Source organism: Paenibacillus sp. SAFN-117, from assembly GCF_051966115.1.
Taxonomy (GTDB): Bacteria; Bacillota; Bacilli; order Paenibacillales; family NBRC-103111; genus Paenibacillus_L; species Paenibacillus_L residui.
Genome location: NZ_JBQCLK010000054.1, coordinates 1 through 19,343, shown reverse-complemented (window position 1 = coordinate 19,343; position 19,343 = coordinate 1). Strand labels below are relative to the sequence as shown.

The 19,343-nt window shown below is 52.7% G+C and carries 17 protein-coding genes; 8 read left to right on the top strand and 9 right to left on the bottom strand.

Translation table 11 applies throughout. The annotated features are described in order from the left end of the window. The coding region (locus ACTHRH_RS24650; RefSeq protein WP_440418085.1) for a DNA polymerase III subunit alpha at positions 1–3,601 on the bottom strand (3,601 nt) is incomplete at its 3' end. Positions 3,602–3,912: 311 nt separating this feature from the next. On the opposite strand from ACTHRH_RS24650, the gene ACTHRH_RS24645 reads away from it, so the two are divergent. The 3 genes from ACTHRH_RS24645 to ACTHRH_RS24635 are packed head-to-tail and all read left to right on the top strand — an operon-like array spanning position 3,913 to position 5,079. Further along, a complete protein-coding gene (locus ACTHRH_RS24645) occupies positions 3,913–4,245 on the top strand; it encodes a YtrH family sporulation protein (protein WP_144932180.1) in 333 nt (110 codons plus the stop codon). Further along, positions 4,242–4,727, top strand: a complete 486-nt coding sequence (locus ACTHRH_RS24640; protein ID WP_144932182.1) for a hypothetical protein — start codon at positions 4,242–4,244, stop codon at positions 4,725–4,727. Before ACTHRH_RS24645 ends, ACTHRH_RS24640 begins: the two co-directional genes overlap by 4 nt. 58 nt (positions 4,728–4,785) lie before the next feature. Next, positions 4,786–5,079, top strand: coding sequence for a YtpI family protein (locus tag ACTHRH_RS24635; RefSeq protein WP_144932184.1), 294 nt, complete (start codon positions 4,786–4,788; stop codon positions 5,077–5,079). A gap of 128 nt (positions 5,080–5,207) precedes the next feature. Here the strand turns inward: ACTHRH_RS24635 and ACTHRH_RS24630 are convergent, their stop codons facing one another. From ACTHRH_RS24630 to ACTHRH_RS24610, 5 genes are all read right to left on the bottom strand, one after another. Next, on the bottom strand, positions 5,208–6,548 hold the full coding sequence (locus ACTHRH_RS24630; RefSeq protein WP_144932186.1) for a DRTGG domain-containing protein: 1,341 nt from the start codon (positions 6,546–6,548) through the stop codon (positions 5,208–5,210). A 46-nt stretch (positions 6,549–6,594) separates the two neighbouring features. Beyond that, positions 6,595–6,882: a hypothetical protein gene (locus ACTHRH_RS24625; protein ID WP_379291092.1), complete on the bottom strand. Its 288-nt coding sequence runs from the start codon at positions 6,880–6,882 to the stop codon at positions 6,595–6,597. After that, positions 6,825–7,103, bottom strand: a complete 279-nt coding sequence (locus tag ACTHRH_RS24620; protein WP_144932188.1) for a hypothetical protein — start codon at positions 7,101–7,103, stop codon at positions 6,825–6,827. Before ACTHRH_RS24620 ends, ACTHRH_RS24625 begins: the two co-directional genes overlap by 58 nt. Before the next feature lie 119 nt (positions 7,104–7,222). Next, the gene (locus ACTHRH_RS24615) at positions 7,223–7,558 is read right to left on the bottom strand and encodes a YlbF family regulator (protein ID WP_144932190.1); all 336 of its coding nucleotides are present in this window, start codon (positions 7,556–7,558) and stop codon (positions 7,223–7,225) included. A gap of 214 nt (positions 7,559–7,772) precedes the next feature. Then, positions 7,773–8,939, bottom strand: a complete 1,167-nt coding sequence (locus tag ACTHRH_RS24610; RefSeq protein WP_440418081.1) for a DUF445 domain-containing protein — start codon at positions 8,937–8,939, stop codon at positions 7,773–7,775. 117 nt (positions 8,940–9,056) lie between these two features. Between ACTHRH_RS24610 and ACTHRH_RS24605 the strand changes: the two genes are divergently transcribed. From ACTHRH_RS24605 to ACTHRH_RS24585, 5 genes are all read left to right on the top strand, one after another. Continuing rightward, positions 9,057–10,421: a YheC/YheD family endospore coat-associated protein gene (locus ACTHRH_RS24605; protein WP_150960361.1), complete on the top strand. Its 1,365-nt coding sequence runs from the start codon at positions 9,057–9,059 to the stop codon at positions 10,419–10,421. A 13-nt stretch (positions 10,422–10,434) separates the two neighbouring features. Next, positions 10,435–11,631 (top strand): YheC/YheD family endospore coat-associated protein, encoded by a 1,197-nt coding sequence (locus tag ACTHRH_RS24600; RefSeq protein WP_379291087.1) that lies wholly within the window; start codon positions 10,435–10,437, stop codon positions 11,629–11,631. A gap of 90 nt (positions 11,632–11,721) precedes the next feature. Next, positions 11,722–13,092 carry a YheC/YheD family endospore coat-associated protein gene (locus ACTHRH_RS24595; RefSeq protein ID WP_379291085.1) on the top strand — a complete coding sequence of 457 codons (1,371 nt, stop codon included), beginning with the start codon at positions 11,722–11,724 and terminating at the stop codon, positions 13,090–13,092. After that, entirely contained in the window at positions 13,093–14,229 is a 1,137-nt protein-coding gene (locus tag ACTHRH_RS24590) for a YheC/YheD family endospore coat-associated protein (protein WP_440418078.1), read from the top strand. It abuts the gene before it with no gap. Positions 14,230–14,234: 5 nt separating this feature from the next. Then, entirely contained in the window at positions 14,235–15,452 is a 1,218-nt protein-coding gene (locus tag ACTHRH_RS24585; RefSeq protein ID WP_440418076.1) for a YheC/YheD family endospore coat-associated protein, read from the top strand. Positions 15,453–16,453: 1,001 nt separating this feature from the next. Here the strand turns inward: ACTHRH_RS24585 and ACTHRH_RS24580 are convergent. From ACTHRH_RS24580 to ACTHRH_RS24570, 3 genes are all read right to left on the bottom strand, one after another. Further along, the gene (locus ACTHRH_RS24580) at positions 16,454–17,128 is read right to left on the bottom strand and encodes an HAD family hydrolase (protein ID WP_440418074.1); all 675 of its coding nucleotides are present in this window, start codon (positions 17,126–17,128) and stop codon (positions 16,454–16,456) included. Between the two features lie 146 nt (positions 17,129–17,274). Further along, entirely contained in the window at positions 17,275–18,180 is a 906-nt protein-coding gene (locus ACTHRH_RS24575; protein WP_379291079.1) for an SDR family oxidoreductase, read from the bottom strand. Between the two features lie 84 nt (positions 18,181–18,264). Beyond that, complete coding sequence (locus ACTHRH_RS24570; RefSeq protein WP_440418072.1) at positions 18,265–19,266, bottom strand: UDP-N-acetylmuramoyl-L-alanyl-D-glutamate--2,6-diaminopimelate ligase; 1,002 nt, start codon at positions 19,264–19,266, stop codon at positions 18,265–18,267. Between the last annotated feature and the right edge of the window lie 77 nt (positions 19,267–19,343).

The window sequence follows — 19,343 nt, the reverse complement described above, 5'->3', positions numbered from 1 at the left end:
CGCCGGCGCTGCGCGCGGACGCCGCTTCGGCGGCGGGGCGCCGCCCCTGCGCAGGCGCTTGGGCTGCGCTCACCGGCGCCGGCCCCCGCCCGGACGCGCCGCGCCCTGCCGCGCCCGCTGCTGCGCCGGCGCCCGCCACTGCTCCGCCGAGCGGGCGCTGCCGCTGGAGCTGAAGCCGCCTGAGCTCGCTCCAGGCGGCTTCATCCTCCAGCGAGTACAGCTGGGCGGCGAGCAGCTTGACGGCGTCGTCCTGATGCTGCAGCCGGGCTTTGACCAGCAGCAGCTTGCCCTTATCGACCAGGCTTCCGTACTTTTTCCAGGCTTCGGGAAAAATAACGGTCTCGACCCGGTCGATCCGGTCCTCCAACTCCATGAAAGCCATCTGCTGCCCCTTCTTCGTCACGATCAATCTCACGGAAACTACCATGCCGACTACAGCTACCTGACTGTTATCCGGCAGCTCGGGCAGCAGATGTATGGCATCGGTCTCCGCTTCGCGCAGCCGGTTCTCGTATCCGTCCAGCGGATGCCCCGACAGATACAGGCCCAGCAGCTCCTTCTCCATCTCCAGCTGCTGCATCCTGGTATAAGGCTGCACGTCCGGATACTCGATAGTCCAGTTGGCTTCCTCGGTAAAGCCAAACAGGTGAAGCTGCAAATCGTCGCTTTCCTTCTTCCACTTCACCGCCGCCTCGACCGTTTCATCCAGGACGGCCAGCAACTGGGCGCGATGGCCGGGCAGAGAGCCGAAGGCACCGGCCTGGATCAGCGATTCGATAACACGCTTGTTGCAGACCCGCAAATCCACGCGGCGGCAGAAATCGAGCAGATCCTCGAACGGCCGCTCTTCCCTTGCTTTAACTATCGCTTCAATCGCCTGTGCTCCGACATTCTTGATGGCGGCCAGCCCGAAGCGGATGCAGTCGAAGCCCCCGCGGCCTATGAATTCACCCGCGTCCCCGGGTCGCTCCCCTTCTTCCGGAACATTCCCTATCCTTCCGGAATCAGACGCTGGAAGAACCGGCGCTCCCATATCCTCCGTTGCCCCCGGCGGGAGCGGGGAATTCCCATGTTCCTGCGCAGGCTGCTCCGGCATGCCGCTATCGCGGGAATCTGCATTCGCTCCCCCGGACTGATCTGACAGCCTGGCCGGAGTGAAATAATAGCCGCTCTCATTGACGTCCGGCGGCAGTACGACGATGCCCATCCGGCGGCATTCATCGACGTATTCGGCCACTTTGCGGTGACTGCCCATAACCGCGGTCAGCATAGAGGCCATAAATTGCACCGGATAATGCGCCTTCAGGTAGGCCGTCTGATAGGCCAGCACCCCGTAAGCCGTGGCATGCGCCCGGGGAAAGCCGTAATCGGCAAAACGGACGATCATATCGTAGACCCGGTTGGCTTCCTCCTCGGTGCGTCCTTGCTTCACGCTGCCCGCTACGAAGAAAGCACGCTGTTCGTCCAGCACCTCGCGCTTCTTCTTGCTGACGGCTCTCCTCAGCAAGTCCGCCTGGCCTAGACTGAAGCCGGCCATCGTAGCCGCGATTTGCATGATCTGCTCCTGGTATACGATGATCCCGTAAGTATCTTTAAGTATTGGCACGAGCGATTCATGCGGATATTCCACTTCGATCAATCCGTGCTTGGCCTGAATATATTTCGGAATAAAATCCATCGGCCCCGGACGGTACAGAGCATTCACCGAAATGATGTCCTCAAATTCCGATGGCTTCAATTCCTTCAGCACCCGGCGCATCCCGGGGGATTCCAATTGGAATATCCCTGTCGTATCCCCTCTGCCAAGAAGCCGGTAAGTATCCGGATCGTCGTATAAGGAGTGGGAGAAATCAATGTGCTTCCCGCATTGCTCCTCCACAAATTTCAATGTTCGCTCAATAATCGAGAGGGTCCTCAAGCCGAGAAAATCCATCTTGAGCATTCCGACCGCTTCCAGATGCTCCATCGTATACTGGGTCAGAGTGGTGCCCTCGGCCCCCTCCTGCAGCGGAACGTAGTTGGTCAGCGGTTCACGGGAAATGACTATTCCGGCTGCATGCGTTGAAGCATGGCGGGGCATCCCTTCCACTTTACGGGCCAGGTCTATCAATTCCGCCGTTCTGGCATTCTGCTTGCATAATTCCTGCAGCTCAGGATTGACCTCAAGCGCCCTCTCCAGCGAGATGCCCATCGCATTCGGAATCATCTTCGCCGCGCGGTCCACTTCGTTATAGGGCATATTGAGCACCCGTCCGACATCGCGGACGGCGCCTCTCGCCGCCATCGTTCCGAATGTAATAATATGGGCCACATGCTCCGCCCCATATTTACGCGTGACGTACCCGATCACTTCATCCCTTCGCAAATCGCTGAAGTCGATATCAATATCCGGCATCGATACCCTCTCCGGGTTCAGGAAGCGTTCGAAGAACAAACGGTAACGGATCGGGTCCACATTCGTAATGTTCAATACATAGGCGACGAGACTGCCGGCAGACGACCCCCTGCCGGGCCCGGTTGCAATTCCCTGCTCATGGGCGAAGCGGATGAAGTCCCACACGATCAGGAAATAATCGGAGAAGCCCATCTTATCGATGATGCTGAGCTCATAGGCCAGCCGTTCCTCCAGCGTCCTGCGATAATCCTCATCCGCCCATTCCCCGCGGCCGGCGTAGCGTCGCTCCAATCCTTCCCTGCACAGCACGGCAAGATAATCTCCGGCCGACATCCCCTGCGGGATCGGCTCGAATCTCGGAAGAATCGCCCGCCCGAACTCCAGCTCCAGCCGGCATTTGTCAGCGATGGCTTCCGTATTCGATACAGCTTCCGGGACATGGACGAACAGACGGGCCATCTCTTCGCCGCTCTTCAAGTAAAGCTGTGTCGTCTCCATCCGGAAGCGCTCCGGATCATCCATTGTCTTACCGGTGCCGATGCAAATGAGAATATCTTGCACCGCATGATCCTCCGGCCTGACATAATGGACATCGTTGGTCGCCACCAGCGGGATTCCGGTTTCCCGGCCCAGGCGGATCATCTCCTGCATAACCTTCTTCTGTTCCGTCAGGCCGTGATCCTGGATTTCCAAATAGTAATCCTCTCCGAAGATCCCGTAATATCTCTCGGCCGCAGCCTTCGCTTGCTCGTATTGATCATGAAGCAGAAGCTGGGAAATTTCCCCTCCGAGACAAGAGCTCAGGCAGATCAAGCCTTCGGAGTACCTTGCCAAATGATCATGGTCGATCCGCGGCTTGTAATGGAAGCCTTCGAGATGGCCGATTGAACAAAGCTTCATCAAATTCCGGTAGCCGGTCTCGTTCTTGGCCAGAAGAATGAGGTGATAAATCGGCTGCTCCTGCCGCGAGCCCTTGTCATGCAGAGAACCGCTTGTGAAATACATCTCACAGCCAATAATAGGCTTGATTCCCCGCTGAACACACGCTTTGTAGAAAGCGATCGCCCCATACATAACTCCGTGATCCGTAAGGGCAAGGGACGACATGCCGAGCCGGGCGGCCTGGTCCACTAATTCCTCGATTCTTGCCGCCCCGTCCAGCAAGCTATATTCACTATGAACATGAAGATGTACGAAGCCGTTCATTTTCCGTTCTCCCTCTCTTTAACTTCTGCCTACTATTTTATCATATTCCGCGGCAAGAGGCGAACCCACATTCGCATCCGTTATTCGTATCTCTTTACTCTTTTTTCCCGCTCCACTCTTTCCGCTTATTCCTCTGCCCTCCGGAATCCTCCGTAAGCTCTGATTCTGTACTGTAAAAATGATAACCCTAATCAAACACAATCTGTAAGTTGCGCTCCGGCCGCCGTTTTTTTAACCGGCCTGTCTTCTATGCCGGACAGGTCTGTCATACATATAGAATTATAGGACAAACGGCAAAGGATGGGGTTATCATGACCACTTTCTTAACTAAGCTGACCATGGATTTTTTCATCGCCTTCGGAATCGTACTCGGGGGCAGCATGCTTGGCGGGATGGCGGCCGTCTTTATCCTTCAGCCTCCAGCCGTCTATATGCTCAAAATAGCGGAGAATATTAAAATCTGGGCCATGGTAGCCGCCGTCGGAGGAACCATCGACCCTCTGCGGGTCATTGAATTTAACTTTACCGAAGGCTATCTGTCGCCCGCGATTAAACAGATTCTATATTTCATCGTGGCGTTCATCGGGGCTCAGATGGCTTACCACCTGATCCAATGGATCTGCGAGGGCAGCGGGTCGTCATGAGAGTGCCCAACTTCGACCGTTATCGGCATTGGCTGGCCCGGTTCGGCTTATTCCTGGCGGGCGTCATTATTGGCGCCGCTCTTTTCATGGGCATCTACCAGCAGAACTTCTCCCTGCTGGCCAGCCGCAATGCGGACCTGGAGCAGGAAATCCGGGAATTGAGGAACGAAATAGAAACCTATAGCAAAAACAGAAAGCAGGCGGCGTACATCGGGGGAATTTTCGTCCATCTGGAGGAAGGGCATACGCTGGACGACCTGTCGAAGGTCGAGCTGGAGAAGAGGGTCCACGAGGATTTAAAGGTTTTGAGCGGCAAGCCGGTGGCGGATTTCAAAAAAGATCCGAAGCTGTACATGAAGCTGATCGAGAAGCCATACCCCGGTATTTATGACAAGGACTACCGGGTGGAGGTTACGACGCTTATGCTCGTTCAGTCGGAATTGCGGGTATGGTTTCGGGCGAAACCGCTGGCCCGAAATTGATTTTTGGCGGGAAAATCAGTACAGTTAAGAAAAACGACCTAAAAGGATGATCGCAGCTATGAACTGGTATCACTATTTCCTGTTTTTCCTTGTCCTCGCTACGCTTGCGGCCTCGGTCCTATACAGCATACGTTACCGAACCCGCAGAGACCCGCAGACCAAGAGAATCGAAGCCGCCAAGATGAACATCTCCATGGGCTTTATGCTGATTTTCGTCGCCCTGACACAATTTACCCTGTTCGACCCCAGTTTCCTGCGCGGAGCGATCGGCGCTGTTTTTTTGCTGTTGGGGCTGTTTAACGCCTATGCCGGGTTCAAAAATTACTCGTCCTACAAAAAAAGCTCGCATTAATACCTTTTTACGTAAACATCTTCTTATCCAAACATTCCAAAAGAGCTGCAGGCCTCTGAAGTCTATCCCTGATCGTATTCGGGGGCCCGGCCCCTTTGGAAGCTTTCCTCCCCAAGTATGGTTTCCGTCTAGGCCTGGTCAAACATTTGAGCCGTGACCATTGCTTTGGCCACCAATTGCCCTCCGTGATAAATTTCGACATCGATTTTTCCATATTTACGGCTTACTTCGATGACGTTGGGCCGAATTTCTACCTCCGTCTCCATTTGGACCGGACGCAGGTAATAGGTGGAGATGTTGTCGATGACCAGATCCCCTTTGCGGCTATTCTGAACCGCCCGATAAGCGGCTTGTGTCATCAATGTCGTCAATACTCCGGCCGAAGCCGCTCCCAGATGGTTGGTCATTTGCGGGGTAACCATACCCTTGAACCAGATGGTTCCGTCCTCCGACTTCATTTCTTCAAAACCGCTCCAGATCAAATCCTCGAATGTCTCCCCGATTTGCGGCTGTCTCTGGATATACTGCATCACCTTAAGAACATCCTTGCGGCTGATGACCCCGACTATTTTGCGGTTAGCGTCAATGACCGGCAGCAGTTCAATGCCTTCCCACACCATAAGATGGGCGGCGGAAGCAATCGTTGCCTGAAGATGGATCGTTATCGGATTTCGGGTCATCACCCGGTCCACCGTCTGCTCCGGCCCGGCATCGACCAGATGCTTGGAAGTGACCATTCCGACTACGCGATTCCATTCGTCTACAACCGGGAACCGGTTATGGCCGCTCTCCTCGATAAGCTGCCGCAGTTCCTTCACTTTCTGGCTGCTTTTTAGTGCATACACGATGCTTTGCGGGGAGATGATGTCCTGAACCAGCATGATCTTCTTCTTGATCAGACGGTCATAAATCGCCCGGTTGATCATCGAAGCCACCGTGAACGTATCGTAGCTGCTGGAGATGATCGGCAGCCCGAGCTCATCGGCCAGCTGAACAATCTCGGGACTCGGCTCGAAGCCGCCCGTAATAAGAACCGCTGCGCCGGTCTCGAGCGCGATTTGCTGCGCCTTCTGCCGGTTGCCGACGATCAGCAGATTGCCGGCCTCGATATAACGCAGCATAGCTTCCTCCTGCATCGCTCCAATCACGAACTTGTTCAGCGACTTATGAAGCCCGTCCGCGCCGCCGAGCACTTCCCCGTCAACAATATTGACCACTTCACCGTAGGTGAGCTTATCGATATTGTGACGCTGTTTTTTCTCAATGCGAACCGAGCCGATGCGGTCCTTGGTGCTGACCAATCCCTGACTTTCCGCCTCCTTGATCGCCCGGTATGCGGTCCCTTCGCTGACCCCCATTTCTTTGGCAATTTTGCGTACGGATATTTTGCTGCCCACTTTTAGCTGGGTTATATATCTTAAAATGGTTTCGTGCTTTGTTAATGTATCTTCCTGAGCAGAATATTCCATCTGTTACACCCCATCGGTTCGTTACTGTATCATACTGTGATAATCATTATAGTATGAAACGGATAACTGTTTCAATGCGGGAGGTGATATGGCCTGCATTATTGCTTTTAATCGACACATTTTTCCAATAAAATGGAAAGATACGTGCCCTTGTATCTGCCTCGCTTCTTGGGTAAGTTTGCCAGTCCTTCTTATTAATGCTATAAGTACAAAAAAACCGCAGGATTTCATATCCTGCGGCCGGCCTTCCCTGTGTGTCACCGAAACTACTTCCGGCTATTTTCGCATCTGCAAAAGCTTCCCTTTCCCTTCCAGACGCTGCTTCATCTGCCATCTTCTCATCTGCTTGATTTTACCCAGCTCCTGCCGCGTTTCCTCGTCTACCCCAAGGATATGATGAAGCTGTGCGCCGACAATCAACAGCGCAAATCCAATCCAGACGATGCTGAATACGGTGGCCATCGTCCAGCCTCCGCCAACCTCCAACTGCGGGACGGCATACATCAGCATGCCGAGAGCCAGGCTCAGATAAATCACATTCTTGAATCCCTTCATGCGGGAAGCACTCCTCTCCGTTATGGAAGTTAATAACCGCCTCGAAACCCGCTTCTTAACTTCCGGCTTCTCACATCAAACTTCTATTTTAACTTATGCGGAGAGAAGGGGGGGTATGACTACTTGTACAATTCCTGCAGCGATTCCCCCAGAATTTTTTGCACATCTTCAAAAATGACCGACAACCGCTTCTCGGCCTCCATCAGCCGACGGATATTCAAATTCAGCGAAATGACTTCATAAAGCTTCTCCATGTTTTCCATTTCCTCCTGGGCAGGCCTTTCTCCCGTCATCAACCTGCTCTGCAGTTCAAGCTGCTTCGCACGAAAATCATCGAGCATCCGCTTGGAATCGGGATCGGCGTCTATGGCCTGTTTGGCCTCCTTGGCTTGCAGAAACTCGCCGCTGCCTTTAATCGCTTGCGCCAACTCGCGGGCTTTGTCATGAATATTCATTATTTTCCTCCTTAATCTTCCATAAATTCGTTTCACTCCAAGATAAGGTGATCGCGCAAAACGCACAGTTTTCGGAACTTCAAATCCATTTCCCGAATTCGCGATATCGTTTCTGTTCCTTATCAATACACAATAACAGTGTATGGCTTTATGCTCGTTCTTCGTAACCTTTTTTTGCGTATTCATTCTCCAGCTAAAATTCTCCCTGTTCCCCTCACCGCACCCATAGCATCAGAATGGACTGGAACAGGCCTATGAATCCCCCCAGCAGCACACCAAGCCATGTAATCGCACGGAATTCCTTACCGGACACGCTTAATATAATGTTCTCCAGCTGCTCTACCGGGAATTTCTCCACTTCTTCCTCTACCAAAGCCGGAAGATTGATGGCTCCGACCATTTTATCCATGTTCTGAGACAGCGCCCCGAGCACACGGGAAGTGAGGCCGGGGACCCTCTCGAGCATCCATGCCTTCCTTGGTCCAATCAACTCACGCAGCTGCAGGCTGCCGACGCGATCCAGCCACTCCTCCCACGGCAAGCGCGAAGCGGCCTGAATGCCTGCCCATTCGCGCGCATCCTGCCCGGTGCAGTATCCGATTATTTGCTTGAGCGTGATCTTCTCGATCTGCTGAAGCTTCCTCTGCATGAAATCCGCCAGAGTGCTGCGGAATTCCTCCGAATCCAACTGCTTGTACAAGGCACTGCGGACCTTGCCGGCTATTTTGTCCTCATCCATGAAAATTCCCGCAAGCGTCCCGAGGAAGCCGCCTGCCTGCTCCATGAACTGGACCGTCAGCTTGCGCAGCATCTGCTCTCCCTTCGGCGATTGAAGCTCCGCTTTCATTTGCTCCATGAAGATTTCCGAGCCCCAACGAATTAGCTCCTGCTTGCGGCTTTCCGACCAATCCGGAACCAGCCTGTCTAAGGTCAGCTCAGACAATTCATGGCGGTCCCAGAAAGCATGGACTGCTTGTGCGGACTTATCCCGCAGCCAGCGGGCCAATTGCTCCCTGCCCTCCGCCAGCTGCTCCGGAGTCCAGATGCGCTGCGCCAGCTGCTCCACCGTTTCCTCGCTCTCGGCCCATTGATGGATCCACTGATTCAGCTTCTCTTCCACCCGGCCTACGAAAACCGGTTTATGAAGAAGTGAAGCCAGGCCCTGGGTTGTAACCAGATGCTCTGCGACGATTTTGCCCAAAGACTGGCCGATTTCCGCCTTCCGTTTCGGAATCAGCCCGGGGGTAAAAGGAAGACGGCGGCCGCGAATGTAAATCGCATCCCGCGGATGGAACAGCATTTTGATAGCCAAGTGATTGGTTATCCCGCCGACGAATGCTGCAACGGTTACTGCGATCAATATAGTAATAAGCTCCTTCATGGCAGGCTCCTTTCCTGTAAGATGGGCATTTTCCAATCACCAAGAAAATTATGTCCTCATATGATGAATTAGTTAAATATACCAAAGATGCAGACAGCGGTGGAGGGGGACTTACCCATGGCGAGTATAAAAGTAACGATACACACAAAAAACAGCAGCCGCCTGGACAGCCAGACGGTCGTTCTCAAGGAAGCCCTCGTCAAAAAACTGAACATTCCGACCCAACACAGCGTCACCCTTCAATTCGGCTCGATGAAGCAGGAAGTCAGAGTCGTGCCCGCGGCCAGACCTACTTCCTTGCGGATGAGCGAATCGCTTGCCGGCACATTCAGTTTGACGCATGGAGATACGCTTAGTCTAAGCTACCGGCCTGATACACAGACGATCCGCATAGGTCCGTTAATCGGCGTAATGATCAGCCGGGTCACTTCACAGACCCCGGACCGACCCTTCGGATCTAATACCGCGTTCTGCCGGGAATTGTCGCTGGCCTGCGCGAAGCTGGGCGGAATGGTGTATTTCTTCACTCCCGAGGATTTGCCTATTCAAGGAGACAGGCTGAACGGGTGGGTTTACCGGAGCCAATGGAGCAAAGCCTCCTTTCCGGTACCGGATTGCGTATACAACCGCCTCACGACCCGCAAGCTGGAAAACAGCGCCAAAGTTCAGCAGATGATTAGAGAGATCAAAACACGTTACCATTCCTCGATCTTTAACGAAAAATATTTGAACAAAACCGAAGTGTTTCATGCACTGAAGCAAGTTCCCGCAATGCGGGTCTATCTGCCGGAATCGTATTCCTTCTCCGGCTTCGACATGCTTAAATCCATGTGCAATAAACACAGCATCGTGTTCCTCAAGCCGGTAACCGGGAGTTTGGGTAAAGGGATCATCCGCATCTCCCGGAGCGCTAACGGCTATCATTGTCATTTTAACCAATCGGTGGGGATGCGTAAACTTAGCTTTCCTACTCTTAAGAAGTTGTACTCCGCCATATCGGGAAGATTGCGGAAATCCAAGTATCAAATTCAGCAAGGATTGCGGCTAATCGATTGCGCCGGACGCCCCATCGATTTTCGCGCCCTGGTGCAGAAAAATAAGAAAGGGAGCTGGTCCGTGACTTCCATTGTCGGAAGAATCGCCGGCAGCAACAATTTTGTGTCCAATTTGGCCAGAGGCGGCAGTCTGACCTCCGTCGGGAATGCAATAGCCCGTTCTAATCTGGCCTCGCAGGGCCGGGCTTCCGCCCACCTGAAATTGCGTAAGGCCGCACTTGCGATCGCCGTCGGCCTGGATGACAAAATCCCCGAGCATTTCGGTGAACTGGGGGTAGACCTGGCCCTGGATATCCAAGGCCGCGTATGGCTGCTTGAGGTTAACTCCAAGCCGTCCAAAGAGGACAATTCCGCTCTGGTACAGACCAAAATCAGACCATCGGTCAAACGGATAGTCGAATACGCCCAGCATCTGGCGAAAACTTGAAAGGTGGCCCCCTATGAATATTACCGATCATAACCGGGTTGGCATACTCGTTGGCGAAGAAGCGGACCTTCCATGGTTTGTTGATTCCGGCTTCTATTCACTTCTTATCCGGCATGGGAACCGGCTGGGGTTGGATGTATACGTAATTACCCCCTCGTCTTCGATGAGCGAAGGAACCGGAATGATCGGATATCGGTATTCGGCTGCCGCTGGGACATGGAGCGAGGAGCCTGTACCACTGCCCGACTTGGTTTATGACAGAGTTTTCCAGAAGGATGCCCGCGGGCTGCTTCGGTACCGCTCTTCATTAGTAGAACTAAGAAGAAAACAGGACTTTATTCTTCTCGGCAACGGATTGCCGGGTAAATGGAAGGTCCATCAGGCACTTCTTCGCGAACCGGGACTGAGAAGGCTGGTGCCGAGAACGGTCCGGCTGCAGGACGCCTCCCTCCTCGTTTCATGGTTCCGAAGCTGTCCTTCCGCATTTCTCAAGCCTGACTCGGGCACCCAAGGCAAAGGGGCTATCCGCATTATAAAACAAGAAGACAGCGGGCTGTATTACTTGGAAGGACGGGATTTCAATAACAAGCCTTTTGCTCATAAATTTCATTCGGTGAACGACCTTGTTTCGTGGGTCCGCCGCTTTGCCAGCCGGCGGTATCTGCTTCAGCCTAATCTTAACCTGATTTCCCGTTCCGGGGATGTGTATGACGTTCGTTCACTTGTCCAGAAGAATGGAGAAGGCAGGTGGACGTTAACGGGAATGGCTGTCCGCCGGGGATCTTCAGGAAGTGTAACAGCGAACCTGCACGGCGGGGGGAGCGCTGAAGCGGCCGAGCCATTCCTCCAGGAACAATTTGGTACGGAGCGGGGGAAAGAAAAATGTGCACTCCTGCGCAGCCTTTCCCTTCTTATAGCAGAGCATCTTGAAGGGCATTTTGGCAGGCTGGCCGAGCTGGGAATCGACTTCGGAGTGGATCAGGACGGCAGGATCTGGTTGATCGAGGTCAATTCCAAGCCGGGAAGATCGGTGTTTCGGTTATTGTGCGACGAAGAAGCCAGACGTAACTCTCTTGCTTACCCGATGGCCTATGCTTCCTACTTGCTTGCGCAGCGAGGAGATCATATATGGAGGAATCACCGCCTTCGTTTCCCCCTCCGCTCTCAAGGAACCACCGGAATTAAACCGTCTTTAACTATAAATGAGTGAATAAGGGGGCTTGCAAGGCTGCCCCATGCCAATGTCAGCTTACGCTTTCGATGAAGGTTTTACTCCGTAAAACCCTTAGGAGGGTACCCAATGAGTTTGACAACTTGCAATATCCTAATTTCACAGCAATCGGAAAGAGCGGTTACGGTCACTCGCTCCCTGAGCAAACAACTGCAATTAAGCACTTCCCGTTCGATTACACTCCGATTCGGCAACCGCTCTTCCACACAGCCGGTACGCATCATTAATCGCAAAGGGAGCTTTGTTGTCGTCCCGCAATCCGTAGCCTCCACCATCCGGCTGCCGTCAGGAGGCAAATGTATGGTCAAGAGCAATACCGGACGGGATCTGCAATTCGGCCCGCTCATCGGCATAATGACCTACACCAGCAATAACCCGGTTCTTCCTTTCGGCGCGAGAACCGGCTTTATTAAAGAATTTCTGCGAGCGGCCGGAGACCGCCCGGCTTTTTATTTCGTTTTCTCTCCGCGCAATGTCAATTGGGAAGAAGAGGTCATTACCGGCTATTTTCCGGGTTCGGGCGGCAGATGGGTGCGCAAGACCGTCCCGCTTCCGGATGTCATCTACAACCGTCTTCCGAGCCGCAGCGCGGAAAAAAGCATGTCTATGGAGGATTTCAAAGCCAAGTTTGTGCGCAGAAGAATTCCTTTGTTCAACTGGAGCTTCTTCGACAAATCGGACGTCTACCGGCTGCTGGAAGCAGATGAGGCAAATAAATATGTTCCGGAATCTCATAACCGCCCCACCCCGGACCTCATTCGCGAAATGCTGGAGAAGCACCGGTTCGTTTATCTGAAGCCTACGGCAGGAAGCCTTGGAATCGGCATTTATCGGTTGACCTACAATCCGGAGAGAGGCTATTTCGCCCGATTCCGCCGAAACAGCGGTAATGTGCTGATCCGCTTCTCCAGGTTCGAGGGGCTAATGAGAATGCTGAGAGCCCATAATGTCCGGCTGCAATATTATGTTGTTCAGCAGGGAATACGGCTGATCGAAATCGATAACTGCCCGATCGATTTCCGCTTCCATATGACCAAGGACGGCAACAATGAATGGGTTGCGGCGGGAATAGGCGCCAAGAAGGCGGGCAAAGGCAGCGTTACGACCCACGTCCGAACCGGCGGCCAACTAATGACTCCCGAGCAGGTGCTCAGCAGAGTGTTCGGCACAAGAGGCGACAAAATTCTGGATCATGCCAAAGAGGTCGCCGTTAAACTGGCCGAGTCGATTGAGAGGAATTATTCCCGCCCGTTGGGAGAGCTGGGCTTCGATATCGGCATTGACAAAAACGAAAATATCTGGATGTTCGAAGCGAACGCCAAGCCGGGGCGGTCCATCTTCAAGCATCCCTCTCTGAAAGCCCAAGGCAAGGCATCCCTCGTCAATATCATCGAGCATTGTATGTATTTAAGCCGTTTTCAACTGAGGAGGGAGGGATAGGTGGATTTTCATTTACACGAATGGCCTTCCCATTCTCAGCCCAATATTGCTATCTTGACTATGCCGGATGAAAAGAGACCGTTCCGCGGAAATCATTATAATTTCATAGATTTAATTCGCTGCGGCAAAGAAATGGGGGCATTCGTCTATGTCATAACGGTTAATGACGTCAAGCTGTGGAACCGGAGAATCAACAGCTACGTCTATAATCCGGAGACGAAAACATGGACCCAGATGATGCTTCCGCTGCCGGATGTCGTATACAACCGGATTCCGACACGCAAGGACGAACTTCGTCCGGAGGTTCAGCAGACGATTCATTCCCTGCTTCGGCATTCGCACATCCGGCTTTTCAATCCTTTCTTTTTTAACAAATGGACATTGTTCGAATGGCTGAACAAAACGAAATCGACCAAAAGATATATTCCGGCCACGAAACGGCTGACCAGCCTGCAGGATTTGGAGCTGTTCCTGAAGCATTTCCCCACCGTCTATCTGAAGCCGGCACGGGGCAAGGCCGGCAAAGGAATTATGAGAATCGAAACCGGGAGTCCCAAGGCGAAGAACTCCTACCGGTTAATCATCCAGACCTTCCGGAAAAGCCATATTTCCCTTCATACCCACCTTCCTAAGCTATGGGCGGTATTAAAGGAGCAGATTGGCTCGGAGGATTATATTATCCAGCAGGGCATCCGGCTGTCCAGCTACCAGAACCGCCCGTTCGACCTGCGGGTGCTGGTGCAGAAAAACCGCAAAGGAAGCTGGAGCCTCACCGGGATCGGCGCCAGAGTGGCAGGAAAGCTAAGCATTACAACCCATGTGCCCCGCGGAGGCTCGATCGATGAGCCGGAAAAATGTCTAAGCGCCACCTTCGGCAGGGAGGCCGCACGCTCCATCCTGCTGAAGGTGAAGAAGACGGCCTACTCCATCGCCCGCCGGATTGAGAAAGCTTCGGGGCATACCCTCGGGGAAATGTCTATGGACCTTGGAGTAGACACCTCCGGACAGATCTGGTTCTTCGAGGCCAATTCCCGGCCGATGAAATTTGATGAGCCGGATATCCGCAAAAAATCGTTGGAGCGAATCATCCAATACAGCCTTTATTTAAGTAAAGCCAAGAAAAAAGTAAGCGGGTGATACTTGTGACACAAGCGACACTCGGCATTATGACCCTGTATGTAGGGAACCGACAGATTGAAGAGCTTCATGTCTATAGAAAATTATGCGTGCTGGGCAACAAGCTGGGATTGTCGGTAATGATCTTCACTCCGGAAGACGTGGCTTCCTCCAAAAAATTGATTCATGCCTTGATTTATGATTCCGGCCAGCGTAAATGGCTTCGGAAATGGATGCCGTTTCCGAAGCTCATTTATGACCGGTGCCGCTTCCAGCGAACCTACCGTTTCCAGCAGCTCAAACAATTTCGGGCCAAATACGGACATTTGAAATTTCTTAATCTGCCCATGAATCACAAATGGGGGAATCATCGGCTGTTGGCGGGGAATCCGAAAATTGCCGAGCATCTGCCGGAAACTGTCCGCTATCAGCAGAAAGAGGATTTGTTTCGCTTTCTCCGTAAATATCCGCTGGTTTACCTGAAGCCTGAGGACGGGACCGGCGGCAGAGGGATTATAAGCCTGCGAAGGACTGAAGGAGGAAGGTTCTTGCTGCGGGGCCGTAACCGTCAGCGGAAAATTATCGAACCTCTTCTGCTGAGCCCCGAACAAATTCCCGTTAAGCTGAGCGACTGGAATTTGAAGAAGCACTATCTGATCCAGCAAGGTATCGATATTACACTGCCGGATGGCCGTGTGCATGATTTTCGCCTGCTGATCCAGAAGAACGGTCACGGGGAGTGGGAGGTAACCGGCTGTGCCGGAAGGATAGGCCCGAGCAGAAGCGTCACTTCCAATCTGCACGGCGGAGGGTCTGCCGCCTCAATGGAAGCTCTGCTGAGGAAAAGATTCGATGCGGATAAAGTGAAGGCCATCCGCGACAGCATGACTTCGTTAAGCCACGAAGTCGTCCGCCATCTCGAAAGGCACTTCAAACAGTTGTGCGAGATGGCTCTGGACATTGCCATCGACCGCAAAGGAAAGGTCTGGCTGCTGGAGGTCAACCCTAAGCCGTCCCGCGAAGTTTTCCACCGGATCGGTCAGCACCAAACCTATTTAAAGGCTTTGAGGCGGCCGCTGGAATATGCTATATGGCTGCATAATAATGAACTGGAGAAGCCGAAGAGCCACGCGACGACGAATACTGAAAGGCCGGATAATGGCAAGGGTGATGCATTTGTAAGCATGAATCATGAAGAGCCGGGAAAATCGGATGAGGATATGAAGCCGAAAATGTCCGGCTGATGGAAAGTTTTCCAGCAGGAAGGACTGCGGAACTTATCGGGGGAAATAGAAGCATTCCTGCATCTATTTCCTCCGTTTCAGAGTCTTCTGGGGAAACAGACGCACTTTTGCTTTGATTACGCTGTTCTTAATACAACATTTAAGGGGCTGTCCAGAAAGTCCCTAAAATAAAAAGTTGGAGGGAAAGTAAAATTTTCCGCTCCAACTTTTTTTGTGCGCTGCTTTTGTAGGAAAGCAGCGAGGCGGATGCCTGCTACTTTCAATATATTGTGAGCCTGAACCTTTTCGCAGAGTTACATGGTATGATCAGGCATGTAAAACTGCCTCTTCCGTCTTGTCAACGAATCTGAGAACCGCTATTGCCGCCAAAACGACGCCATTTAAATTGTTATCCGAAAATAGTAATGCTCCATGACCTACTATTTTCGTGAATAGCGATTTCTAGGAGACTGTCGGATAATGGTGTTCAACCAAAGATCATACGAAAATCCTGCACGGTTTGGTTTTAACGGACCCCAGAGACCTTATTCGCTCCAAAAGGGCCTTTCGGTCATTTTAACGGAATCGGATGACCTTATTCCAAAAAATGCAGGCGAAAGTATGAGGATTTCAATGAAATAAGGGCGTCTAGGTCCGTTAGTCTAAAAAAATCCGCTTATTTTGACGAAATAGGGGCTTTCAGATCCGTTACGTTTTCACTGTTGGACTTTTCACTAGTGCAACATCCTGTTGAACGCCTTTCCAACAATGAATCGACAGCCTCTCTAGTTTCGTTAAAAAATGCAGAGAGGTTCTTTCAGCCAAATAACGTTTCCAGGTTTCGTAAGAAAACGCCCCTAATCGATTCCTACTTTTGGGATAGCCCCTTCAGCTTAATTCTAATCCCTTGCCGATTTCCGGGAGTCTGGCCGGCAAACAATATTCTCGGCGGGTCTATAGGTCCGACCATCCTCATATGTACATCGATTTCGTGAAAGACATGGCTTCGCCGGTTATCAACCTTACTCCGGCAGATAGTCCGGGAGCTGCCGGATATCGGTAATAACGACATCAGAGCCTTCCAGCTCATTCTCCTTGCCGAACTCCGCATAGCGGCAGCCAACGACCTTCAAGCCATTCTTGAGTCCGGCCTCCACGTCGGAAGAACGGTCTCCGACCATCCAGCCTCCCTGCACGCCTTCTGTTTCCATAAGCAGCCGAACCAGCTCCACCTTGGAGGGCGTATTATATTCTCCCGCACTGTACAAGCCTTCGAAATAACTGTCTATTCCTTTATACTTAACTACGGATTTGACATAGTTCTCCATCCCGTTGCTCGCGATAAAAAGCCGGATGCCTTCGTTCTTAAGCCGCTGCAGCATTTCGGGCACTCCGGGGTACAGTACGCCTTCCCCTTTATCCAACAGCTCCTGCTGATACTTCAGCAGCAGTTCGTTTACCCGATGATGAAGCTCCTTGGAGCCACCAGGCAGCACTCTTTCCCAAATATCGGAGAGCAGCATGCCCAGTCCCCCGATCAGGCGTTCCACCGGAGGAGTCTCTTCCTGATAGGTCCCTTCTTCTCTCATATGGTCGAAAGCGGCATAATAAGAGGGGATCATCAATGTTTCTGCTTGAAATAGTGTGCCGTCCAGGTCAAAAATGACGGCCTCCGGGCGTTCCAGTTTGATAGACAAAAAGTTGCACTTCCTTCCTGATGATGTTACGAATAGTATCCTTGTTGCTCCTGAATCGGATACCATACAATAGCCACAGCCTCTATTAAACCATGGTTTACCAGCCTGGTCCACCCGGAAAATTTCAAAGTTTCGTACAAAATCGATTAAGTGGCGACAAAATCTCCCCCGTTCACATGCAGTGTTTCACCGGTCACATATCGCGAGTCATCGCTGGCCAAATAAATATAGGCCGGGGCAAGCTCGAAGGGCTGACCCGCTCTCTTCATCGGCGTTTGCGTTCCGAATGTGGCAACACGATCCGCCGAATAGCTGGATGGAATCAGCGGCGTCCAGATCGGGCCCGGAGCAACCGCATTCACCCGGATGCCTTGCTCCACCAAGGATAGAGCGAGGGAACGGGTAAACGAGACTATCGCTCCTTTGGTCGAAGAATAATCGATCAATGTCTTTTCTCCCCGATAAGCGGTAATCGAGGCGGTATTGACAATTGCATCGCCGGCTTTCAAGTGGGGGAGAGCAGCCTGGGTTACATAAAAGAAGCTGAAAATATTGGTCCGAAAAGTCTGCTCCAGCTGCTCCTCCGAGATGTCCAGAAGACTATGCCGGGGATACTGCACACCTTGATTATTAATGACAATATTCAGCTTTCCGAACGTTTGCAGCACCCGGTTAACGGCATTCGTGCAGGCCTGCTTGGTCCGCATGTCGAGACGAATGGGCAGGCAGCGGCGCCCGATAGCTTCTATGCGGGCTTTCGTCTCTTCCGCATCCCGGTCTTCATACAGGTAGGTAATGGCGACGTCGGCCCCCTCCTTGGCAAACCCGATAGCAACGGCGCGGCCGATCCCGCTGTCTCCGCCAGTAATCAGGGCGACCTTCCCCTTCAGCTTCCCGCTGCCGACATAGGCGGGGTCTTCGGAAATTGGCCGGGGTGTCATCAAATATTCCAGTCCGGGCTGCCGGTCCTGATGCTGAGGCGGGAATGCGATCGGCTTCACCTTGCACTCCGTTTTGTGGGCATAGTAGGGATAAACCGGATAAGGCTTCATGGGATTACCTCCATTGTCATTTTCCCCCATCATACTCAGCCCGCCCAGAATGGGTTCCATCGGCTCCCCATGTTAAATGCCGGATTAGGAGGTCATCCGTTGGCGTATCGCTTCCCTGGCCGCTTCCCTGTCGTCAAAACGAATCGTCCGGTCCTTCAGAATCTGAACCGTTTCATGCCCTTTCCCCGCGATCAGCACCACATCCCCTGAACCCGCCGCGGCAACCGCCCGGGCAATAGCGGCCTTCCGGTCCTCCACCAACTCGTGCTTGCCGCCAACTGCCCCGGCTTCCAGCAGACCGGCTTCTATCTCCTTCAGAATCGTCTGGGGGTCCTCCGAACGGGGATTATCGGATGTAATGATGACATAATCACTAAATTGTGCCGCAAGCTTCCCCATAATCGGACGCTTGCCCCGGTCCCGGTTCCCCCCGCAGCCAAACACCGTGATCACCTTGTTCTCCGCAAACTCCCGCACGGCGGCAAGTGCTTTCTCCAAACCATCCGGTGTATGAGAATAATCGGCCAGAACAAGATAATCCTGGCCTGCATCTATAACCTCCATCCGACCAGGCACGCTGCTTAGGCTGTGCAATCCCTCCCGAATCTCTTGAAGGGAAATTCCTTCCGCCAATGCGGCCGCAGCCGCTGCAAGGGCATTATAGACGTTAAACCTGCCTACCATTCGCAGATCGATAGAAATCTTGCCGGCGAAGGAAACGAGAGTAAAGCGTGTTCCCTTGGACGTCAGTTCGACATCCGCAGCCGTCACATCCGCTCTATGCGCCATTCCGTAAGTGATCACTTGGGCTGCGGTCATTCTGCGGAGAGCGGCAGATGCCGGATCATCCGCATTGAGTACCGCAAATTTCCGTTCGGAAGGCTCCGCCGAGAACGAGTTTCCGAGCCGCGAGAAGAGCAGGCTCTTGGCCTCCAAATATTTTTCCATCGTTCCATGATAATCGAGATGATCCTGCGTTAAATTCGTAAAAACCGCCGTGCGAAAATTACAGCCCAATACACGGCCCATATCCAGGCCTTGTGAGGTAACCTCCATGACGCAATAATCGGTCGAGGCCTCTTTCATTTTCCTTAAACTACCACCTGCTCAAAGCAGGTGGATTTAGACATAAATGTCGACGACTAAAGTCGTAGCGTAAGAGT

Excerpts from the sequence above, each read along its gene's own strand:
- ACTHRH_RS24605 (WP_150960361.1), top strand. The coding sequence starts at position 9,057 with ATGGCGAGTATAAAAGTAACGATACACACAAAAAACAGCAGCCGCCTG.
- ACTHRH_RS24570 (WP_440418072.1), bottom strand. The coding sequence starts at position 19,266 with ATGAAAGAGGCCTCGACCGATTATTGCGTCATGGAGGTTACCTCACAA.
- ACTHRH_RS24615 (WP_144932190.1), bottom strand. The coding sequence starts at position 7,558 with ATGAATATTCATGACAAAGCCCGCGAGTTGGCGCAAGCGATTAAAGGC.
- ACTHRH_RS24645 (WP_144932180.1), top strand. The coding sequence starts at position 3,913 with ATGACCACTTTCTTAACTAAGCTGACCATGGATTTTTTCATCGCCTTC.
- ACTHRH_RS24620 (WP_144932188.1), bottom strand. The coding sequence starts at position 7,103 with ATGAAGGGATTCAAGAATGTGATTTATCTGAGCCTGGCTCTCGGCATG.
- ACTHRH_RS24630 (WP_144932186.1), bottom strand. The coding sequence starts at position 6,548 with ATGGAATATTCTGCTCAGGAAGATACATTAACAAAGCACGAAACCATT.
- ACTHRH_RS24600 (WP_379291087.1), top strand. The coding sequence starts at position 10,435 with ATGAATATTACCGATCATAACCGGGTTGGCATACTCGTTGGCGAAGAA.
- ACTHRH_RS24640 (WP_144932182.1), top strand. The coding sequence starts at position 4,242 with ATGAGAGTGCCCAACTTCGACCGTTATCGGCATTGGCTGGCCCGGTTC.
- ACTHRH_RS24635 (WP_144932184.1), top strand. The coding sequence starts at position 4,786 with ATGAACTGGTATCACTATTTCCTGTTTTTCCTTGTCCTCGCTACGCTT.
- ACTHRH_RS24625 (WP_379291092.1), bottom strand. The coding sequence starts at position 6,882 with ATGGCAGATGAAGCAGCGTCTGGAAGGGAAAGGGAAGCTTTTGCAGAT.
- ACTHRH_RS24575 (WP_379291079.1), bottom strand. The coding sequence starts at position 18,180 with ATGAAGCCTTATCCGGTTTATCCCTACTATGCCCACAAAACGGAGTGC.
- ACTHRH_RS24595 (WP_379291085.1), top strand. The coding sequence starts at position 11,722 with ATGAGTTTGACAACTTGCAATATCCTAATTTCACAGCAATCGGAAAGA.
- ACTHRH_RS24610 (WP_440418081.1), bottom strand. The coding sequence starts at position 8,939 with ATGAAGGAGCTTATTACTATATTGATCGCAGTAACCGTTGCAGCATTC.